Origin of the sequence: Streptomyces sp. NPDC001513, from assembly GCF_042894695.1 — a bacterium.
Taxonomy (GTDB): Bacteria; Actinomycetota; Actinomycetes; order Streptomycetales; family Streptomycetaceae; genus Streptomyces.
Genome location: NZ_JBIAVU010000024.1, coordinates 98047 through 115606, shown reverse-complemented (window position 1 = coordinate 115606; position 17560 = coordinate 98047). Strand labels below are relative to the sequence as shown.

Below are 17560 nucleotides of genomic sequence, written 5' to 3'. Positions count from 1 at the left end.
CAAGTACGTCCAGTACTCGGGCGCCCCTCCGCCTTGCGATGCACGGCGCCAGACGACGCGGGCTTAACCGGCAAGATCCAAAAGAGACGACCTAGCCGTCCGGCGAGGGCGGGTTCCGCTGCGCGGAGCCCGCCCGGCCTCAGACCGTGAGCAGCAGTTTGCCCACGTGGGTGCTGGATTCCAGGACCCGGTGGGCTTCGGCCGCCTCCCGCATCGGGAAGGTCGCGTGGACCACCGGGCGGATCCGGCCCGCGGACACCAGCGGCCACACGTGCTCCCGTACGGCCGCGACGATGGCCGCCTTCTCCTCCAGCGGGCGGGCCCGCAGCGTGGTGGCGGTGATCGCCGCACGCTTGGAGAGCAGCGCGCCGAGGTTCAGCTCGGCCTTCACGCCGCCCTGGAGCCCGATCACCGCGAGCCGGCCGTTCACGGCCAGGGCGTCCACGTTCCGGGAGAGGTACTTCGCGCCCATGATGTCGAGGATCACGTCCGCGCCGGCCCCGCCCGTGGCCGCCTTCAGCTCCGCCACGAAGTCCTGCTCGCGGTAGTCGATCAGGATGTCGGCGCCCAGCTCCTTGCAGCGCGCCAGCTTCTCCGGGCCGCCCGCCGTCACGGCGACCGTGGCGCCCACGGCCTTCGCCAGCTGGATCGCCATCGTCCCGATGCCGCTGGACCCGCCGTGCACGAGCAGGGTCTCGCCGGGACGCAGTCCGGCCACCATGAACACGTTGGACCAGACCGTCGTGACGGCCTCGGGCAGCGCGGCCGCCGTCACCAGGTCCACGCCCGCCGGGACCGGCAGCAGCTGGCCGGCCGGAACGGCCACCCGCTGCGCGTACCCGCCGCCCGCCAGCAGGGCGCACACCTCGTCGCCCACCGACCAGCCGGACACCCCCGGCCCGATCGAGGCGATCCGCCCGGAGCACTCCAGCCCCGGATAGGGCGAGGTGCCGGGCGGCGGGTCGTAGAACCCCTGGCGCTGAAGGACGTCGGCGCGGTTCACGGCGCTCGCCGCGACCTCGACGAGGACCTCGCCGTCGCCCGCCACCGGATCGGGTACGTCGGTCCAGACGAGGGCCTCGGGGCCGCCGGGCTGCTCGATGGTGATCGCATGCATGGCCCGGAGGCTACGCGAACTCGCCCCTACTCGGCAGGGCCCAGGGTCGCGGGGCGCGTGCCGGACGGAGCCGCACGGACGATGGTGATGAGACGGTCCGTCAGCTGGATCGGGCTCGCGTGCGGATCGTCGTAGGCGAGCAGCCGGTGTCCGCGCAGGACGTTCACCACCAGGTCCTCGGTGTCCCGCACCGACTTGCCCACCTCGGACTTGCGGGCGGGCCGTTCGATCAGGTCGAGGCCGCTGCCCTGGTGGATCAGGTCCTCCATCACGGTGCCCGCGCTCGGGCTGAGCACCGAGAGGCCCAGCAGCCGGCCGGCCGCGCTCGCGCTCGTGATGACGGCGTCGGCGCCGGACTGGCGCAGCAGCGGGGCGTTCTCCTCCTCGCGCACCGCCGCGACGATCTTCGCCCCGCGGTTGAGCTGCCGGGCCGTCAGCGTGACCAGGACCGCCGTGTCGTCCCGCTGGGTGGCGATGACGATCTGACGGGCCTTCGGCAGCTCGGCGCGCAGCAGCACCTCGGAGCGGGTGGCGTCGCCGACCACCCCGGTGAGCCCCTCCGCGTTGGCCATGTCGATCACCTTGGCGCTCGGGTCGACGATGACGACCTGCTCCTTGCTGAGGCCGGTGGCCAGCAGCGTCTGGAGGGCCGAGCGGCCCTTGGTGCCGAAGCCGACGACGACCGTGTGGTCACGCAAATTCTTCCTCCAGCGCTTCAGCCGCCACTCTTCCCGGGTCCGTTCCGTCAGGACTTCCAGGGTGGTGCCGACCAGGATGATCAGGAACAGCACCCGCAGCGGCGTGATCAGCAGGATGTTCACCAGCCGTGCGCTGTCGCTGTACGGGACGATGTCGCCGTACCCGGTCGTCGACAGCGTGACGGTCGCGTAGTAGACGCAGTCGAGGAAGTCGACCTGCTCGTTGGCGTTGTCGTGGTAGCCGGCGCGGTCCAGCCACACGATGAGGACCGTCAGGAAGAGCACGAAGAGGGCCATCAGCAGGCGCTTGGTGACCTGCCTCAGCGGCTGTTCGACGATCCGCTTGGGCAGTTTGATGCGCCGGGAGACGAGCCTCTCGTCGGCTTCGCGGGCCATGGCGTCCTGGCCGTGAAGTTTCACGTGAAACATCCCCCGGAAGTCCACGGCAGATCGAGGATCTCCAGCTCCTGCCCGGAGCGCGCGCCCTTCGGCGGTACGACGGCCAGCGCGTCGGCGGCCGCCACACCGCGCAGCATCGCCGGTCCGTGGTAGCGCAGCGGCACCGCGTGCTCGTCGCTCAGCAGCACCGGGACCAGCCGCGTGTCGTACGGGTGGCCGGGTACGTCGCCCTGGACCGGCGCCGTGTAGCGGGGGCGATTGCGGCGGCCGGCGAGGGCGCGCAGCAGGGGCTCGGCGAGGGTCAGCAGCCCGGAGACGGCGGCCAGGGGGTTCCCGGGCAGCCCGACCAGGTGCCGTCCGTCCGCCCGGTCGCCGATGCGGGCCAGCAGCATCGGGTGCCCGGGGCGTACCGCCACCCCGTCGACCAGCAGCTCGGCGCCCGCCTTGTGCAGTACCGGGTGGACGTGGTCGACGGGCCCGGAGGCGGTGCCGCCGGTGGTCACCAGCACGTCGGCGGTGGACCCGGTGACGGCGTCCAGCAGGGCCGCGGCCCCCGCCGGGTCGTCGCCGAGCCTTCGCGTGCCGATGACCTCGGCGCCCAGCCGGGCGAGCCAGGGGCCGAGCATGGGGCTGAGGGCGTCGCGGATCAGCCCGTCGTGCGGGAGGCCCTCGGTGAGCAGCTCGTCGCCGAGGACGAGGATCTCGACGCGGGGCCGGGGCCGGGTGGCCAGCTCGTCGTACCCGGCGGCCGCGGCGAGGCCGAGCACGGCCGGGGTGACCAGGGAACCGGCGGGCAGCAGCAGGTCCCCGGAGCGGCACTCCTGGCCGCGCGGGCGGATGTCCTGGCCGGTGAGGACGGGCCGGTCGGCGAAGAGCTGGGTGCCCGCCTCGCGGCAGTGCTCGGTGCGGATGACGGCCGTGGTGTCGGCGGGGATCCGGGCGCCGGTGGCGATCCGTACGGCCTCGCCGTCCGCGAGGGGCGCGGGCCGGTCGGAACCGGCCAGGACCCCGGCGCCGGTCCGGACGCTCCAGGGGCCGGGACCGGCGACGGCCCAGCCGTCCATGGCGGAGGTGTCGAAGGACGGCAGGTCGGTCAGCGCCTCCAGGGGCGCGGTCAGGACCTCGCCCAGGGCGTCGGCGAGGGGAACCCGGTGCGTACGGGCCCGCACCCCGGCCCCGGCGTGGACGGCGGCCTCCCGGGCGCGCGGCCAGGAGGCGGCCCGGTGGTCGCCGGCCCCGCCGCCCTCGGGGGCGCGGCTGACCAGGGCCAGGGCCTCGTCGAGGGCCCGTTCGGCGGAGTTCGCGGGGGTCATCCGGAGCCGTTCTGTTCGGCGGCGGCGCCGCCCGCTGCGTCGGGCCCCGGCTCGGCCTCGGCCTCGGCGGCCCAGCGCAGCGCCAGGTCGGCGGCCTTGCGGGAGGCTTCGGCGACGGCCTGGGCGGGGTCGGCGCCGGTGGCGGCGGCTTGGGCGGCCGCGTAACCGACCAGGAAGGTGGTCAGCGGGGCGGCGGGGCGGGCGACGCCGTGGGCGGCGTCCCGGGCGAGGTCGAGCAGGGTCTTGACGTCGACGTCGAGGTCGATGCCCAGCTCGTTCTTGGCGGCGGTCATCCATTGGTCCAGCACGGTTCCATGCTCCCTGATGCGGGCCCGGGCGGCCGCGAGATCGTCCCAGGTGTCGCAGTCGAACGAGGCGAGTGGCTGCGCCGTGACGCGGGCGAGGTCCAGTGCGGAGGTGAGCGCGCGGAGCGGGAGCCCGGTGAGCGTGCCGTGTTCCGTGGCCAGCAGGGCGATCTCGCGGCGCAGCGGCTCGGCGCGGTAGGCGGCGACAAGCGGCTGGTCCCGGCCCTCGGGGTCGCGCAGCATCGCCCCGTCCGGGCCGGGCGCGTCGAGCAGCGCCCGTACGGTCGCCCGGTCCAGGAACGGCAGGTCCGCGGAGAGTACGAGGACCAGCTCGGCGGTGGTCCCGCGCAGCCCGGCGTCCAGTGCGGCCACGGGGCCGCCGCCGGGCGGGTCCTCCCGGGTCCAGCGGACCGGGCGCGCGGTGGGTCGGCGGCCGCCGACCACGACGGTGGTCAGGGCGTCGGGGCAGGCGTCGAGGACGCGGTCGAGGAGGGCGCGGCCGCCGACGCTCAGCGCGGGCTTGTCCGCCCCGCCGAGGCGCTGCGCTGCGCCGCCGGCCAGCACGATCGCGTCGTAGCTCATGCCCATGAGTATGCGCGGACCATGTCCCCTGCGGGGGACCGCACTTACCCCGGGCTTATCCGGGTGGTCCGGCGCGCCTCAAACGCAGGCGAGGCTGGATCGGGTGAAAAGAGAAAAGGGTCCGGATGCGTGGTGCATCCGGACCCTGCGAGTTACAGGTACGGGCCCGAGCGGATCGCGCCGTGGCCGCCGTCATCGTCGTCGTCGTGGGGGCCGCCCGGCGGGAGGGCGCGCCGCATCTGTTCCAGCTGGGCCCGCGCCGCCATCTGCTGCGCGAACAGGGCCGTCTGGATGCCGTGGAAGAGACCCTCCAGCCAGCCCACCAACTGTGCCTGCGCGATGCGCAGTTCCGCCTCGGAGGGAATGGCCTCCTCGGTGAACGGGAGGGACAGGCGCTCCAGTTCCTCCACGAGCTCCGGGGCCAGACCGTCCTCCAGCTCCTTCACCGAGGCGGCATGGATGTCCTTGAGCCGGACCCGGCTCGCCTCGTCGAGAGGCGCGGCGCGTACCTCTTCCAGGAGTTGCTTGATCATGCTGCCGATGCGCATGACCTTGGCGGGCTGTTCGACCATCTCCGTCACCGGGACCTCGCGCGACTCGTCATCGGCGTCGCCGACGGCCGTCCCGTCCTGTCCCACGATCAGGACGTGCGGGGGACTGTCCTGCGACCGTTCACTCCTCGGCATCTCCATGCCGTCATTCTCTCGCACACCTTCGTTCTCACACGGTGTGCCCCCGTACAGTCGTGATCCACCCTGTACGGGGGCACCAGGATTACTGCGCGGTCCGGCGGGCCAGGGCGCCGCTGGAGCGGGTGACCAGCGCCGCCAGCAGGGCCGCGCCGAGCGGGACCACGACGATCAGCTGGGCGAGGGTCTCCCACGGCACGGAGATCGGCACGTAGGGCACGGCCTCCTGCACCGACACGTAGCCCTTGCCGAGCTGGTACTGGTAGAGCGCGTCCAGTTCCCTTCGCTGCACCATGCGCAGCCCGACCGCGGGCAGGATCCCGGCCGCCGAGCCGAGGACGACGCCCATCAGGGCGACCACCCCGCACTGGAAGCCGCTCAGCGTCCGCCGCACGCGCGGCGCCGCGCCCACGGCCGCCAGGGTCTTCAGATCGGCCTCCGCGTCGGCCTGGGCGAGCCCGGTGGCGATGCCGGCCGCGCCGATGGTGACCAGGCCCGCGAAGACGGTCAGGGCGAGCAGCCCCAGGCTGTCGTTGCCCTGGTAGCCCTCTTCGATGCGCATGTCGGCCTCGACGCCCATGCGGTCGATCTCCCCGGCGATCTTCTGCCGCTGCTGGCTGCTCGCCGTCCCGTCGAGGGTGAAGTACGAACCGGCCGCCGCGGTGGACAGCCCGGCGGCCTTGGCCGCGGCGGGCGGCAGGACCAGTTGGATGCCCCAGCCGTCGGCGGTCTCGGGTGCCAGGTGGACGGGAAGGATCTTGTCCTCGCCGACAGGATCCTCGCCGAGCGCGGGTGTGGGGTTGACGCCCTCCTTGGCGACGATCACCCGCAGGTTGATCTTGCCGTCCTTGACCTGGCGCTTGTCGAAGGAGACGGCGCGGCCCTCCTTGAGGGCGGCCACGGAGCCCGGGTCGGTGACCGCCAGCACGCTCAGCAGCTTCTCGTCGGCGACGACCACCGCGTTCTGGATGATGCGCGGGCTGTCCGTGCAGCGCCAGTCCTGGCGCAGGGTTCGGGCCTGGTCCGAGGTGAAGGCGTCAGGTCCTCCGGGCGCGTCGTAGAGCGGGCAGCGCTGCTCCTTGGGCTTGATGATCTCGACGCGGCCGCAGCCGGGTTCCCGGGAGAACGACTCGCAGCTCGGCATGCCGACGACCAGCCGGTCGAAGTCCGCCCGGACCGCCACCGGGAGCTCCTTGGAGAGGGCGACGCGCAGGGCCGGCACCTCCTTATAGGCGCTGTTCTCCCTGGTGTCCAGCACTCCGGCGCCGTGCGGCAGGTCGGCGAGGTACTCGTGCCGCATCTGCAGGTCCCGGCTGTGTTCGTACGTCGCCACCGCGACGGTGCCGGCGACGGCGGCCAGGACCGCGGCCACGGCGGGCGCCGTACGCCCCCGGTTGCGCACGGCGTCGCGCAGCGCGAGCCGCGGCGACAGCGGCAGCCAGCGACCGAGCCGGCCGAACAGGCCGACCAGGACCGGGGTGAGGGCGACGATGCCGAGCTCGGCGAGGGCGCTGCCGCCCGCGACGACGGTGGCGCCCATCCTCGACGCGGTGCCGTACAGGGCGATCATGGCGCCCGCGGCGACGGCGATCAGGCCGAGGACCGGCAGCACCCGGTTGGCGCGGCGCACTCCGCGGCGGCCGGTCAGCGAGGCCAGCACGGTCTGCCGGGACGCGGTGACGGCGGGGACGATCGCGGACAGCAGGCCGGTCACCACGGCGAGCAGGGCGATGCCGGCCAGTTCCAGCGGGCGGAAGTCGAGGCCGCCGAAGCGGACGCCGAGCTGGTCCTCCAGCACGGGGCGGAGCGCGATGGTGAGCACCACGCCGACGACGGTGCCGATGACAGCCGACGCGGCGCCGATGACCAGGCCGCCGGAGAGCACGATGGAGCGGATGTGGCGCCGGTCGCCGCCGTTGGCGCCGACCAGGCCGAGCTGGCGGCGCGAGCGCCGGGCGCCGACCGCGAAGGCCGGTCCGGCGAGCAGGCAGATCTCCAGCATGGCGAGGCCCACGACGGTGGCCAGGACGGCCATGTCGGAGGCGCTGCTCGCGTCCAGCTGGTACTGCTCCTTGGGTTCCTGCTGGAAGAGCGGTACGTCGGCATCGGCGGGCGGGTTCAGCAGGACGGCGCGGGAGACGACCACCAGGGACTTGGTGTTGGCCGCCTTGACCATGTTCCACGTGAAACCATCGCCGCCGACCTTGACCAGGAAGGTGACGTTGGGGCGGAGTCCGAGGGCGCCGGAGGCCTCGAGAGCCCGGTCGAGCGGGGCGATCAGGGTGCCCGGCGGGGCGAGGATCTCGGCCTTGGCGAGCTCGCTGGGGAGCTCGTACGCCCCGACGATCTTGTACGAGGTGGTCGCGCCGCGCGGGGTGACCGTGGAGCCGACGAAGAGGCCGGAGTTCTCCAGGAAGGCGGTGGTGGCGGCGACCTCGCCGGCGCGCTCGGGCAGCCGGCCGCGGTCGAGCGTGAACATGCCGTCCACCAGCGGGCTCTGCGTGTCGAGTTCGTGCAGATCGGCGTCGAGCAGACCGTGCTTGGTGCGGATCTTGCCGAAGCCCACGGAGTCCTTGACGACCTGGGCCCCGGCCGGGAGCACGGACGTGTCCAGGTCCTGCGGGGGCTCCGGCGGCACCGACGCGCCGTCGAGCTTCTCGAAACCGCCGACGGGCGTGGAGCTGGTGCCGTCCGGCAGCTGGTAGACGGCCACGCCCATGCGCGAGTGGCTCACGCGGGCGTCGGCGGTCCCGATCTTGCGCGAGAGGGTCTGCTCGGGGGAGAGCTCGGCGCTGCGCAGGGTGAGGTCGGCGGCGCTCACGCCGATGATCGGCAGGGCGATCATCGAGAGGACCAGGGCGCTGCGGCCCTTGGCCCGCCAGGCGTCGCGGCGGGCGATGCGCAGGGCCGCGACCCAGGAGTGGTACCAGCCTTGGAGCGAGGAGGTCACTGGCCGGCCGCCTGCCCGGAGAGGAGCGAGTCGGGCCGGCTGCGCAGGGTCTCGTCGACGACGCTGCCGTCCCGCAGGAAGACCACGCGGTCGGCCCAGGCGGCGAACCGCGGCTCGTGCGTGACCAGGACCCCGGCCGCGCCCGCGTCGCAGCGGGAGCGCAGCAGGGAGAGGACGGACTCGCCGGTCTCGGAGTCGAGGGCGCCGGTGGGCTCGTCGGCGAGGACGAGGCGGCGGTCGCCCACGAGGGCGCGGGCGATGGCCACGCGCTGCTGCTGGCCGCCGGACATCTCGTCGGGGAAGCGGTCGGCGAGCGCGCCGAGGCCCATCTCCTCCAGCGCGGCGAGCGCGGACACCCGCGCCTTGCGGGCGGAGGTCCCGTCGAGTTCCCGGGGCAGGGCCACGTTCTCGACGGCGGTGAGGGCCGGGATCAGGTTGTAGTCCTGGAAGACGTACCCGATGCTGCGGCGGCGCAGGGTGGCCAGCTGCTTGCGGCTCGCCGCGGTGATGTCGGTGCCTTCGACTATGACCCGGCCGCTGCTCGGGGTGTCGAGGCCGCCCGCGAGGGTCAGCAGCGTGGACTTGCCGGAGCCGGACGGGCCCATGACGGCGACGAGTTCGCCGGGGAAGACCGAGAGGTTGATCCCGCGCAGGGCGTGCACTTCGGTGGCGCCGCTGCCGTGGGTGCGGACGAGTTGGTCCAACTGCAGTACGGGCTGCTGGGGCTGGTGCTGATCAGGCATGAGGGTTCCCCCCTGGAACGGTGGTTCAGCCTCGCCGCGTGCGGGCGGTGCGGGGCCGGCTGGTGGTGGTCGGTGCCGTGGTCTCGGCGGCGGTGGCCTGGGGCGGTTCGGCTTCGTCGGCTCTCCGGTCGGCCGGCAGGGAGAGCCGTACGAGCCGGGCTTCGGAGTGGTCGAGCCAGCGGGCCTCGGCCTCGGTCTGGAAGATCAGCTGTTCCAGGACGAGCAGCCAGGCCACGTCGTCGCGTTCGCGGGACTGCCCGCTCTCGACCGCGGCGAGCGCCGTGGCCTTGAGCCGGGTGTAGTCCTGCATCGCCTTGATGGTGGCGTGGCGCTGGGACTGGATGACGGCGCGGATGTCCACTCCGGGCGCGCCCACGGCCATCGCGAGCTTGATGGCGAGCTCGTCGCGGGGCGGGTTGGCCCGGTCGACGGGGCGCTCGTACCACTCGCGCAGTTCGGCGCGCCCGGTGTCGGTGATGGCGTACAGGGTGTGCCCGGCGGCGTCCTCGCCGTCGGGGGCGACGAGACCGTCGCGTTCGAGACGGGCGAGGGTCGTGTACACCTGCCCGACGTTGAGCGGCCAGGTGGAGCCGGTGCGGGATTCGAACTCGGTGCGCAGCTGGGAGCCGTACCGAGGACCCCGTTCCAGCAGGGCGAGAAGCCCGTGACGGATCGACATACTGAGTATGTATACCGAGTATGTTCACGCTCGGCAACCATCCCCAGGCGTACGCCGGAAGGCGGACCCCCGTCACGCGGCTCGCCGCCGGAGCCCCTAGATGCTCCGGCGCAGCCGCACGCCGAGGTAGCCCAGGCCCAGTCCCATCAGGGCGAATCCGGTGCCGAGCGGCAGTATGTGCGCGGCCAGGTCGGCGGCCCGGTCGTTCGGTTCGGTGCCGAGTGCGGTGTCCTCCCCGTGCGGGCCGCGCGGGGAGGACGCCGCACTCGGCGCCACGGCCGGTGGCGACGCCGGTGGCGGCAGCGGGGGCGGCAGCGACGGAGCCGCAGGGGTGGCGGGCCGGGCGTGCGGACGGACCGGCAGAGGCCGGGCGGCCACGGCGAGCTCCGGGTTGGCGGGCTCGCCCACCGGCCGCCCGGGGCGCTCCCGCCCCACGCCGGCGAAGCTGCCGGCGAGCTCGCGGTGGGCCTCGTCCGTCGGGGTGGGCGAGGCGGGTGAGGTGCGCGAGGCGGCGCCCGGGGACAGGGCGAAGGGGCCGGCGTACGCGGAAGCGGCAGGCGCGAGGGCGGCGGCGACCAGGGCGGCACAGGCCAGCCAGCGCGGCGGACGGAAGCCTTGGATCACGGGGAGCCCCTCCCGTCCCGAGCGGCCGAGTCGTTCGCTCAGCGTCAGAGATATGCGCCCAGATTTACATAGTGGGGCAAAAGCGGCATCCCGGGCGCCCCATCGGGGTGCCCGGGATGCCGGTGTGTCGTGAGGTGCCTCTGCCGGGGGCTGCCCCGGACCGCTCTGAACTGCTCTGAACTGCTCTGAACTGCTCCGGACCGTTCCGGGCTGCTGCGGGCTACTCCGGATTGCCGGACGACACGGTCAGCGTGTACTCCGTGCCTTCCTTGTCGATCTTGTCGCCGGCGGCCGGCGACTGCATCAGCACCGTGTCCTTGCCGTAGACGGCCTCGTCCTTGTATTCGATCTTGTACTTGCCGCGCGAGGCCTGGATGCACTCCTTCACGGAGAGCAGGTTCTTGTACTTGAGGTCCGGCGCCGAGTACTTGCCGGCCTCGCTGTAGTGCTTCACCGGCTCCGAGCACTTCTTCGGGTCGATCGTGCGCGAGGTGTCGGGCCCCTTGAACCCGGCCTTGGCCGAGGCCGACGCCGCCGTGGAGGCACCCGGGTCCGCCGTGGTGCCCTCCTTCTTGTCGTCGTCGCCGTTCATCGAGATCGCCGCGATCAGACCGCCGACGGCCAGCAGCGCCACCGCGATCGCCCCCGCGAGCACCGGCATGTTCTTCTTGCCGCCGCCGCCCGCCGCGGACTGGTTCTGCGTGCCCACCGGGGAGATCGTGTACGGCTGCCCGGTCTGCTGCACCGTGTACGGCTGCGGCGCGGGCGTGTGCGGGTAGGCGTAGCCGCCCTGTGCGTGCGCCTGCGGGGGCGGCGTCGGCGCGTACGGCGCGGGCGTCGGGGTGTGCGGGGCCTGGTACGGCTGCTGCACCGACTGCGGCGGCGCCTGGAACCCGGAGTCCACCGGCGGGAACACGGCCGAGCCCACGCCCGCACCGCTGCTCAGCGGTCCCTGGCCCTGGACGATGACCGGCGCCCCGGTGTGCCCGGAGCCCAGCACCCGCGCGACCTCGTCGCCCATGGCCGCGGCCGTGGGGAAGCGCTCGTTCGGGTTCTTCTTCAGGGCCCGCGCCACCAGCGCGTCCATCGCCGGGGTCAGCGAGCGGTTGACGGAGGACGGGGCGACCGGCTCCTCCTGCACGTGGGCGTACGCGATGGCCAGCGGCGAGTCCGCGTCGAAGGGGATCCGCCCGGTCAGCAGCTGGAACAGCATGATGCCGACCGAGTACAGGTCGGAGCGGGCGTCCACCCCGCGCCCGAGCGCCTGCTCGGGCGAGAGGTACTGCGGGGTGCCGACGACCATGCCGGTCTGGGTCATCGAGGTGACCCCCGACTGCATGGCGCGGGCGATGCCGAAGTCCATCACCTTGACCACGCCGCGCTTGTTCACCATGACGTTGCCGGGCTTGATGTCGCGGTGGACGAGCCCCATCTCGTGGCTGGTCTCCAGGGCGGCCAGCACGTCGGCCGTCACCTTCAGGGCCTTGTCCGCCGGCATGGCCCCGTACTGGCGGATGTCCGCCTCCAGGACCGAGCCGAGGGGCTGGCCCTCCACGTATTCCATGACGATGTAGGGCATCACGGCGCCGTCGCCCGCGCGGGAGCCGCCGAACGTCACTTCGCCTTCGCCGGTGTCGAATACCGAGACGATGTTCGTGTGCGACAGTTTCGCTACAGCCTGGGCCTCGCGGCGGAACCGCTCGCGGAAGGACTGCTCGCGGCCGAGGTCGCTGTGCAGGGTCTTGATGGCGACCTGCCGGTCGAGCGCGGAGTCGTAGGCCAGGTACACGGAGGCCATGCCACCCGCGCCCAGCAAGTCCCTTAGCTGGTAACGGCCACCGGCCAGAGAGCCGCCCGCGTACTGGCCCTGAGTGCCGTCCTGGCTCATGACTGTTGCTTCCCCTCGGGATGTGTCCCCACGCCGCTGGCCGGGCGCATATGGCGCCCAGTCTGCCCGAGGGCAAGCAGACGTCAAGCCGGGTGCCCGTTCCGTGACCACATGGGCACAGGGTGGTCTTGTCCGAACGGTGACCGGTTCCGAGGCTGTAGCGTTCGTCGGAACACCAAAGAAGAGGACTACCGCTCAGCGGCGGCCGAGAGAGACGACGGCGAGGACTGATGGCACCCGAACCCGAGGGAAACGGCGCCGGGATGACCGATGGTCCTGAGCACTGGGGCGCCGGCGGCCTGGTGGGCGACGGCCGTTACCGGCTGACGCACCGGCTGGGCCGGGGCGGCATGGCCGAGGTCTTCGCGGCCGAGGACGTACGGCTGGGACGCACCGTCGCCGTGAAGCTGCTGCGCGCCGACCTGGCCGAGGACCCGGTGTCCAAGGCCCGCTTCACCCGCGAGGCGCAGTCCGTCGCCGGGCTGAACCACCACGCCGTCGTCGCCGTGTACGACTCGGGCGAGGACCGGGTCGGCCCGAACACCGTCCCCTACATCGTGATGGAGCTGGTCGAGGGCCGCACCATCCGCGACCTGCTGGTCAGCGCCGAGGCCCCGGGCCCCGAGCAGGCGCTCATCATCACCTCGGGCGTGCTCGAGGCCCTCGCGTACTCGCACCAGCACGGCATCGTGCACCGCGACATCAAGCCGGCGAACGTCATCATCACCGACGCCGGCGCGGTGAAGGTGATGGACTTCGGCATCGCCCGCGCCCTGCACGGCGTCCAGTCGACGATGACCCAGACCGGCATGGTCATGGGCACCCCGCAGTACCTGTCGCCCGAGCAGGCCCTCGGCAAGGCCGTGGACCACCGCTCCGACCTGTACGCGACCGGCTGTCTGCTCTACGAACTCCTCGCGCTGCGGCCCCCGTTCACCGGCGAGACCCCGCTGTCGGTGGTCTACCAGCACGTCCAGGACGCGCCCGTCCCGCCCTCGCAGCTGCCGGAGGGCCACCACATCCCGCAGGAGCTCGACGGGCTCGTCATGCGCTCCCTCGCCAAGGACCCGGACGACCGGTTCCAGAGCGCCGAGGAGATGCGCGGGCTGGTCCAGTACGCGCTCCAGATGCTGCACGACCAGGGGCCGAACACCGGCACCTGGAGCACCGGCCCGGTCACCATGGCCCTGCCGCACGGCCGCGGCGGCGCCGGCGCCACCACGGTCATGCCCGTGGCCGGGACCGGCGGACAGCGGCAGTACCCCGCGCACTCCTCGACCTCGCAGTTCCAGCAGCCGATGGTGCCGCCGCTGAACCCGGACGACGGCTCGGCGTTCCCCGGCGGCCGCGGGCCCGGCGGCAACGGCGGCGGCTACGACGGCTACGACGACCGCGGCGGCAACGGCAGCCGCTGGAAGATGTGGCTGTTCGCGGTGCTCGCGATCGTCGCGATCGCGGGCGGCGTGGCCTTCGCGGTCAACAGCGTGGGCGGCAAGGGCGACGAGAAGCAGACGCCGGGCACCAAGCCGAGCACCAGCGCCTCGCCGAGCGCGTCCAAGTCCCCGGACGCCCAGCCTTCGCACCAGGTCACGGAGAACACGCCCTCGAACAACGACAACCAGCCGACGCCGACCCGCAGCCGGACGCAGAGCTTCAGCCCGTCGAACTCGCCGACCGCCTCGCACTCGCCGACCGGTTCGACCTCGCCGTCCAACACGGCGACGACGAAGCCCTCGACGACCCCGTCGACCAAGCCCACGCCGACGGCGGCGACGAAGCCCCCGGAGACGGGCGGCCCCGGCGGCCTGTCCGAGGAGTGACGAACGAGGAATTCAGAGAAGATCAGAGTGCGTGCTGGTACTGCCGTTCGGGATTCCCGGCGAGCGAGTGCACGGTGATGAACTGGGGTTCGATCCGCATGTAGACGGGGTCGAAGATCGCGCCGTCCATGAAATGCGGACCCGGACCGAATAGTTCCAGTTCTGCGGTGGTCGGCTCGACGAGCTGCGCCGTTCCGGTGAACTGCACCGACCAGAGCTGCGGGTCCCCGGAATTGAAGTTGTCCGCCCCATAGGCCACCACACTCCCGTTGCACGCCTGGTGGTAGCCGAAACCGGAGTGCATTCTCAGCACGACCCTGCCGTCCACCACGATGTGCCGGGCGAGGGCGAGGAAGGGCAGCGCGCGCATGCTGGTGGCGACCCGGCCGTACGGCACCCGCCGCAGCAGTCCGATGGCGTGGAGTTCCTCTGGGGACATGACGTCCACTGTCCGCCACCGGCATCCCGCCGGGAAAGAGGAGCCCGCCCCGACGACCGGGGACGTTGGTCCCGAATGACACGGCGCGCCCGGGGGAACCCCGGCCACGGGTCCGGGAACCCCCGGCGGAGGGCCTTCTAGCGCTTCTCGGCCTGCAGGCGGGCCACGTAGGCGGCGGCCTGGGAGCGGCGCTCCATGCCCAGCTTCGAGAGCAGGCTGGAGACGTAGTTCTTGATGGTCTTCTCGGCCAGGTGCAGCCGCTCGCCGATGACGCGGTTGGTCAGGCCCTCGCCGATCAGGTCGAGGATCTTCCGCTCCTGCTCGGTGAGGTGGGAGAGCCGGTCGTCGCGCTTGCCGTTCTTGCCGTCGCGCAGCCGCTCCAGCACGCGGGCGGTGGCGACCGGGTCCAGCAGGGACTTGCCGGCGGCCACGTCGCGCACCGCGCCGAGCAGCTCGTTTCCGCGGATCGCCTTCAGTACGTAGCCCGAGGCGCCGGCCATGATCGCGTCGAAGAGCGCCTCGTCGTCGGCGAAGGAGGTCAGCATCAGGCACTTGACGTCCTCGTTCTGGGAGCGCACCTCGCGGCACACCTCCACACCGCTGCCGTCGGGCAGCCGGACATCGAGGACGGCCACGTCCGGGCGGGTGGCGGGGATGCGGACCAGGGCGTCCGCGGCCGTACCGGCCTCGCCGACGATCTCGATGTCCTGTTCGACCGACAAGAGCTCGTGGACGCCCCGACGTACCACTTCGTGGTCGTCCAGGAGGAATACCTTGATTTTTCCGTCTTCGCGCACGAAGTCAGTTTCACACACTCACCCCTTCCCTGCCGGAGTTACCCGGGATAACGTGCCGTTGTTCCCGGCCCCTGCAAGGCTGTGACCAGTGGTTGTTCCCGTTGTCGTGGATTTACTTGGAAATCCAAGCAAAAACGCAGGTCAAACGGGGTTTCGCAGTTATGCGGCGCACTGGGTAACGTGCATTGCGCAGGGCACTCGCCGGGGCACCTGTCACGCCTGAATCCCGTACGCGACGCGCACACACCCCGTGCGCTCGTCTCGGATGCAGGTGAGCCGCACTGGACCCCGGAGAACCCGGGTGCCGGACCGACGGAGGAGCACACGTGACCGTGGAGAGCACTGCCGCGCGCAAGCCGCGACGCAGCAGCGGCACCAAGCGGGCGGCAGGCGCGGCGAGCGCCGCCAAGCCCGCCGCTGCCACCGCGCAGACGCAGGATGTCGTACCTCAGCTCGTACAGCTGCTGACGCCCGAAGGGGACCGCGTCGACAACGCGGAGAACGCCGAGTTCGCCCCCTTCGTCGCCGACATCACCACCGAGGACCTGCGCGGGCTGTACCGCGACATGGTCATGACCCGCCGGTTCGACGGTGAGGCGACTGCCCTGCAGCGTCAGGGCGAGCTGGGCCTGTGGGCCTCGCTCCTCGGCCAGGAGGCCGCGCAGATCGGCTCCGGCCGGGCGCTGAACGACCAGGACTACGTCTTCCCGACGTACCGCGAGCACGGCGTGGCCTGGTGCCGCGGGGTCGACCCGACCAACCTGCTCGGCATGTTCCGCGGCGTGAACCACGGCGGCTGGGACCCGAACACCAACAACTTCCACCTCTACACGATCGTCATCGGCTCGCAGACGCTCCACGCGACCGGTTACGCGATGGGCGTGGCCAAGGACGGCGCCGACGCGGCCGTCATCGCCTACTTCGGCGACGGCGCGTCCAGCCAGGGCGACGTGATGGAGGCCTTCAACTTCTCCGCGGTCTACAACTCCCCCGTGGTGTTCTTCTGCCAGAACAACCAGTGGGCGATCTCCGAGCCGACCGAGCGCCAGATGCGCGTGCCGCTCTACCAGCGCGCGCAGGGCTTCGGCTTCCCCGGCATCCGCGTCGACGGCAACGACGTGCTGGCCTGCCTGGCCGTGACCCGCTGGGCCCTGGACCGGGCGCGCCGCGGTGAGGGCCCGACGCTGGTCGAGGCGTTCACGTACCGGATGGGCGCCCACACCACCTCCGACGACCCGACGAAGTACCGGCGGGACGAGGAGACGGCGGCCTGGGAGTCCAAGGACCCGATCCTGCGCCTGAAGGCCCACCTGCTGGCCACGGGCGGCGCCGACGAGGCGTTCTTCGCCGAGCTGGAGGCCGAGAGCGAGGCCATGGGCAAGCGCGTGCGCGAGGCCGTGCGCTCCATGCCCGACCCGGACACCATGGCGATCTTCGAGAACGTCTACGCGGACGGGCACGCGCTCGTCGACGAGGAGCGCGCACAGTTCGCCGCCTACCTCGCGTCCTTCGAGTCGGCCGAGGAGGGTCACTGATGGCTGTCGAGAAGATGTCGATCGCGAAGGCGCTCAACGAGTCGCTGCGCAAGGCCCTGGAGCAGGACCCGAAGGTCCTGATCATGGGTGAGGACGTCGGCAAGCTGGGCGGTGTCTTCCGGATCACCGACGGCCTGCAGAAGGACTTCGGCGAGGAGCGGGTCATCGACACCCCGCTCGCCGAGTCGGGCATCGTCGGCACCGCGATCGGCCTGGCCCTGCGCGGGTACCGGCCGGTCGTGGAGATCCAGTTCGACGGTTTCGTCTTCCCCGCGTACGACCAGATCGTCACGCAGCTCGCGAAGATGCACGCGCGGGCCCTGGGCAAGATCAAGATGCCGGTCGTCATCCGCATCCCGTACGCGGGCGGCATCGGCGCGGTCGAGCACCACAGCGAGTCCCCGGAGGCGCTCTTCGCGCACGTCCCGGGCCTCAAGGTGGTCTCCCCGTCGAACGCGAGCGACGCCTACTGGATGCTCCAGCAGGCGATCCTCAGCGACGACCCGGTGATCTTCTTCGAGCCGAAGCGCCGCTACTGGGACAAGGGCGAGGTCGACGTCGAGGCCATCCCCGGTGAGCTGCACAAGGCGCGCGTGGCCCGCGAGGGCTCGGACATCACCCTGGCCGCCTACGGTCCGATGGTGAAGGTCTGCCTGGAGGCGGCGGCCGCGGCCGCCGAGGAGGGCAAGTCGGTGGAGGTCGTCGACCTGCGCTCGATGTCCCCGGTCGACTTCGACGGTCTGCAGACCTCGGTCGAGAAGACCCGCCGGCTGGTCGTCGTGCACGAGGCCCCGGTGTTCCTGGGCATGGGCTCCGAGATCGCCGCTCGCATCACGGAGCGGTGCTTCTACCACCTGGAGGCGCCGGTGCTGCGCGTGGGCGGATTCCATGCCCCGTACCCGCCGGCCCGCCTGGAGGACGAGTACCTGCCGGGCCTGGACCGGGTGCTCGACGCCGTCGACCGCTCGCTGGCGTACTGAGG

15 protein-coding genes are annotated in these 17560 nt (G+C 72.2%); 3 read left to right on the top strand and 12 right to left on the bottom strand.

Translation table 11 applies throughout. The features are described 5' to 3' along the window. Positions 1–139: 139 nt before the first annotated feature. The 10 genes from ACFYZ4_RS38385 to ACFYZ4_RS38340 all read right to left on the bottom strand — a co-directional run bounded on the left by ACFYZ4_RS38385 (position 140) and on the right by ACFYZ4_RS38340 (position 11987). Positions 140–1117, bottom strand: coding sequence for an NAD(P)H-quinone oxidoreductase (locus tag ACFYZ4_RS38385; protein ID WP_390786179.1), 978 nt, complete (start codon positions 1115–1117; stop codon positions 140–142). A 26-nt stretch (positions 1118–1143) separates the two neighbouring features. Then, positions 1144–2244 carry a potassium channel family protein gene (locus ACFYZ4_RS38380; protein WP_351586019.1) on the bottom strand — a complete coding sequence of 367 codons (1101 nt, stop codon included), beginning with the start codon at positions 2242–2244 and terminating at the stop codon, positions 1144–1146. Further along, a complete protein-coding gene (locus ACFYZ4_RS38375) occupies positions 2232–3527 on the bottom strand; it encodes a molybdopterin molybdotransferase MoeA (RefSeq protein WP_351289916.1) in 1296 nt (431 codons plus the stop codon). The genes ACFYZ4_RS38380 and ACFYZ4_RS38375 overlap by 13 nt, the downstream gene beginning before the upstream one ends. Then, positions 3524–4414, bottom strand: a complete 891-nt coding sequence (locus ACFYZ4_RS38370) for an NTP transferase domain-containing protein (protein ID WP_390786178.1) — start codon at positions 4412–4414, stop codon at positions 3524–3526. The genes ACFYZ4_RS38375 and ACFYZ4_RS38370 overlap by 4 nt, the downstream gene beginning before the upstream one ends. A 152-nt stretch (positions 4415–4566) precedes the next feature. Beyond that, positions 4567–5106: a bacterial proteasome activator family protein gene (locus ACFYZ4_RS38365; protein ID WP_319731183.1), complete on the bottom strand. Its 540-nt coding sequence runs from the start codon at positions 5104–5106 to the stop codon at positions 4567–4569. Between the two features lie 82 nt (positions 5107–5188). Next, positions 5189–7948 (bottom strand): FtsX-like permease family protein, encoded by a 2760-nt coding sequence (locus ACFYZ4_RS38360; protein ID WP_390786181.1) that lies wholly within the window; start codon positions 7946–7948, stop codon positions 5189–5191. A gap of 101 nt (positions 7949–8049) precedes the next feature. Next, a complete protein-coding gene (locus tag ACFYZ4_RS38355; RefSeq protein WP_351289911.1) occupies positions 8050–8796 on the bottom strand; it encodes an ABC transporter ATP-binding protein in 747 nt (248 codons plus the stop codon). Between the two features lie 25 nt (positions 8797–8821). Then, on the bottom strand, positions 8822–9475 hold the full coding sequence (locus ACFYZ4_RS38350) for a PadR family transcriptional regulator (protein WP_384350625.1): 654 nt from the start codon (positions 9473–9475) through the stop codon (positions 8822–8824). Positions 9476–9571: 96 nt separating this feature from the next. Continuing rightward, a complete protein-coding gene (locus tag ACFYZ4_RS38345) occupies positions 9572–10099 on the bottom strand; it encodes a hypothetical protein (RefSeq protein ID WP_390786177.1) in 528 nt (175 codons plus the stop codon). A 220-nt stretch (positions 10100–10319) separates the two neighbouring features. Beyond that, the gene (locus ACFYZ4_RS38340; protein ID WP_390786176.1) at positions 10320–11987 is read right to left on the bottom strand and encodes a protein kinase; all 1668 of its coding nucleotides are present in this window, start codon (positions 11985–11987) and stop codon (positions 10320–10322) included. 230 nt (positions 11988–12217) lie between these two features. Between ACFYZ4_RS38340 and ACFYZ4_RS38335 the strand changes: the two genes are divergently transcribed. Further along, complete coding sequence (locus ACFYZ4_RS38335; protein WP_351289903.1) at positions 12218–13807, top strand: protein kinase; 1590 nt, start codon at positions 12218–12220, stop codon at positions 13805–13807. Between the two features lie 22 nt (positions 13808–13829). On the opposite strand, the gene ACFYZ4_RS38330 is transcribed toward ACFYZ4_RS38335, so the two are convergent. Further along, positions 13830–14246 (bottom strand): pyridoxamine 5'-phosphate oxidase family protein, encoded by a 417-nt coding sequence (locus ACFYZ4_RS38330; RefSeq protein ID WP_351289901.1) that lies wholly within the window; start codon positions 14244–14246, stop codon positions 13830–13832. Positions 14247–14383: 137 nt separating this feature from the next. Next, positions 14384–15043, bottom strand: coding sequence for a response regulator transcription factor (locus ACFYZ4_RS38325; RefSeq protein ID WP_351289899.1), 660 nt, complete (start codon positions 15041–15043; stop codon positions 14384–14386). Positions 15044–15369: 326 nt separating this feature from the next. On the opposite strand from ACFYZ4_RS38325, the gene pdhA reads away from it, so the two are divergent. Together pdhA and ACFYZ4_RS38315 are read left to right on the top strand one after the other, a co-directional pair. After that, positions 15370–16578 (top strand): pyruvate dehydrogenase (acetyl-transferring) E1 component subunit alpha, encoded by a 1209-nt coding sequence (pdhA, locus tag ACFYZ4_RS38320; protein WP_351289897.1) that lies wholly within the window; start codon positions 15370–15372, stop codon positions 16576–16578. Next, positions 16578–17558 (top strand): alpha-ketoacid dehydrogenase subunit beta, encoded by a 981-nt coding sequence (locus ACFYZ4_RS38315; RefSeq protein ID WP_384346310.1) that lies wholly within the window; start codon positions 16578–16580, stop codon positions 17556–17558. Before pdhA ends, ACFYZ4_RS38315 begins: the two co-directional genes overlap by 1 nt. The last annotated feature ends 2 nt before the right edge of the window (positions 17559–17560 follow it).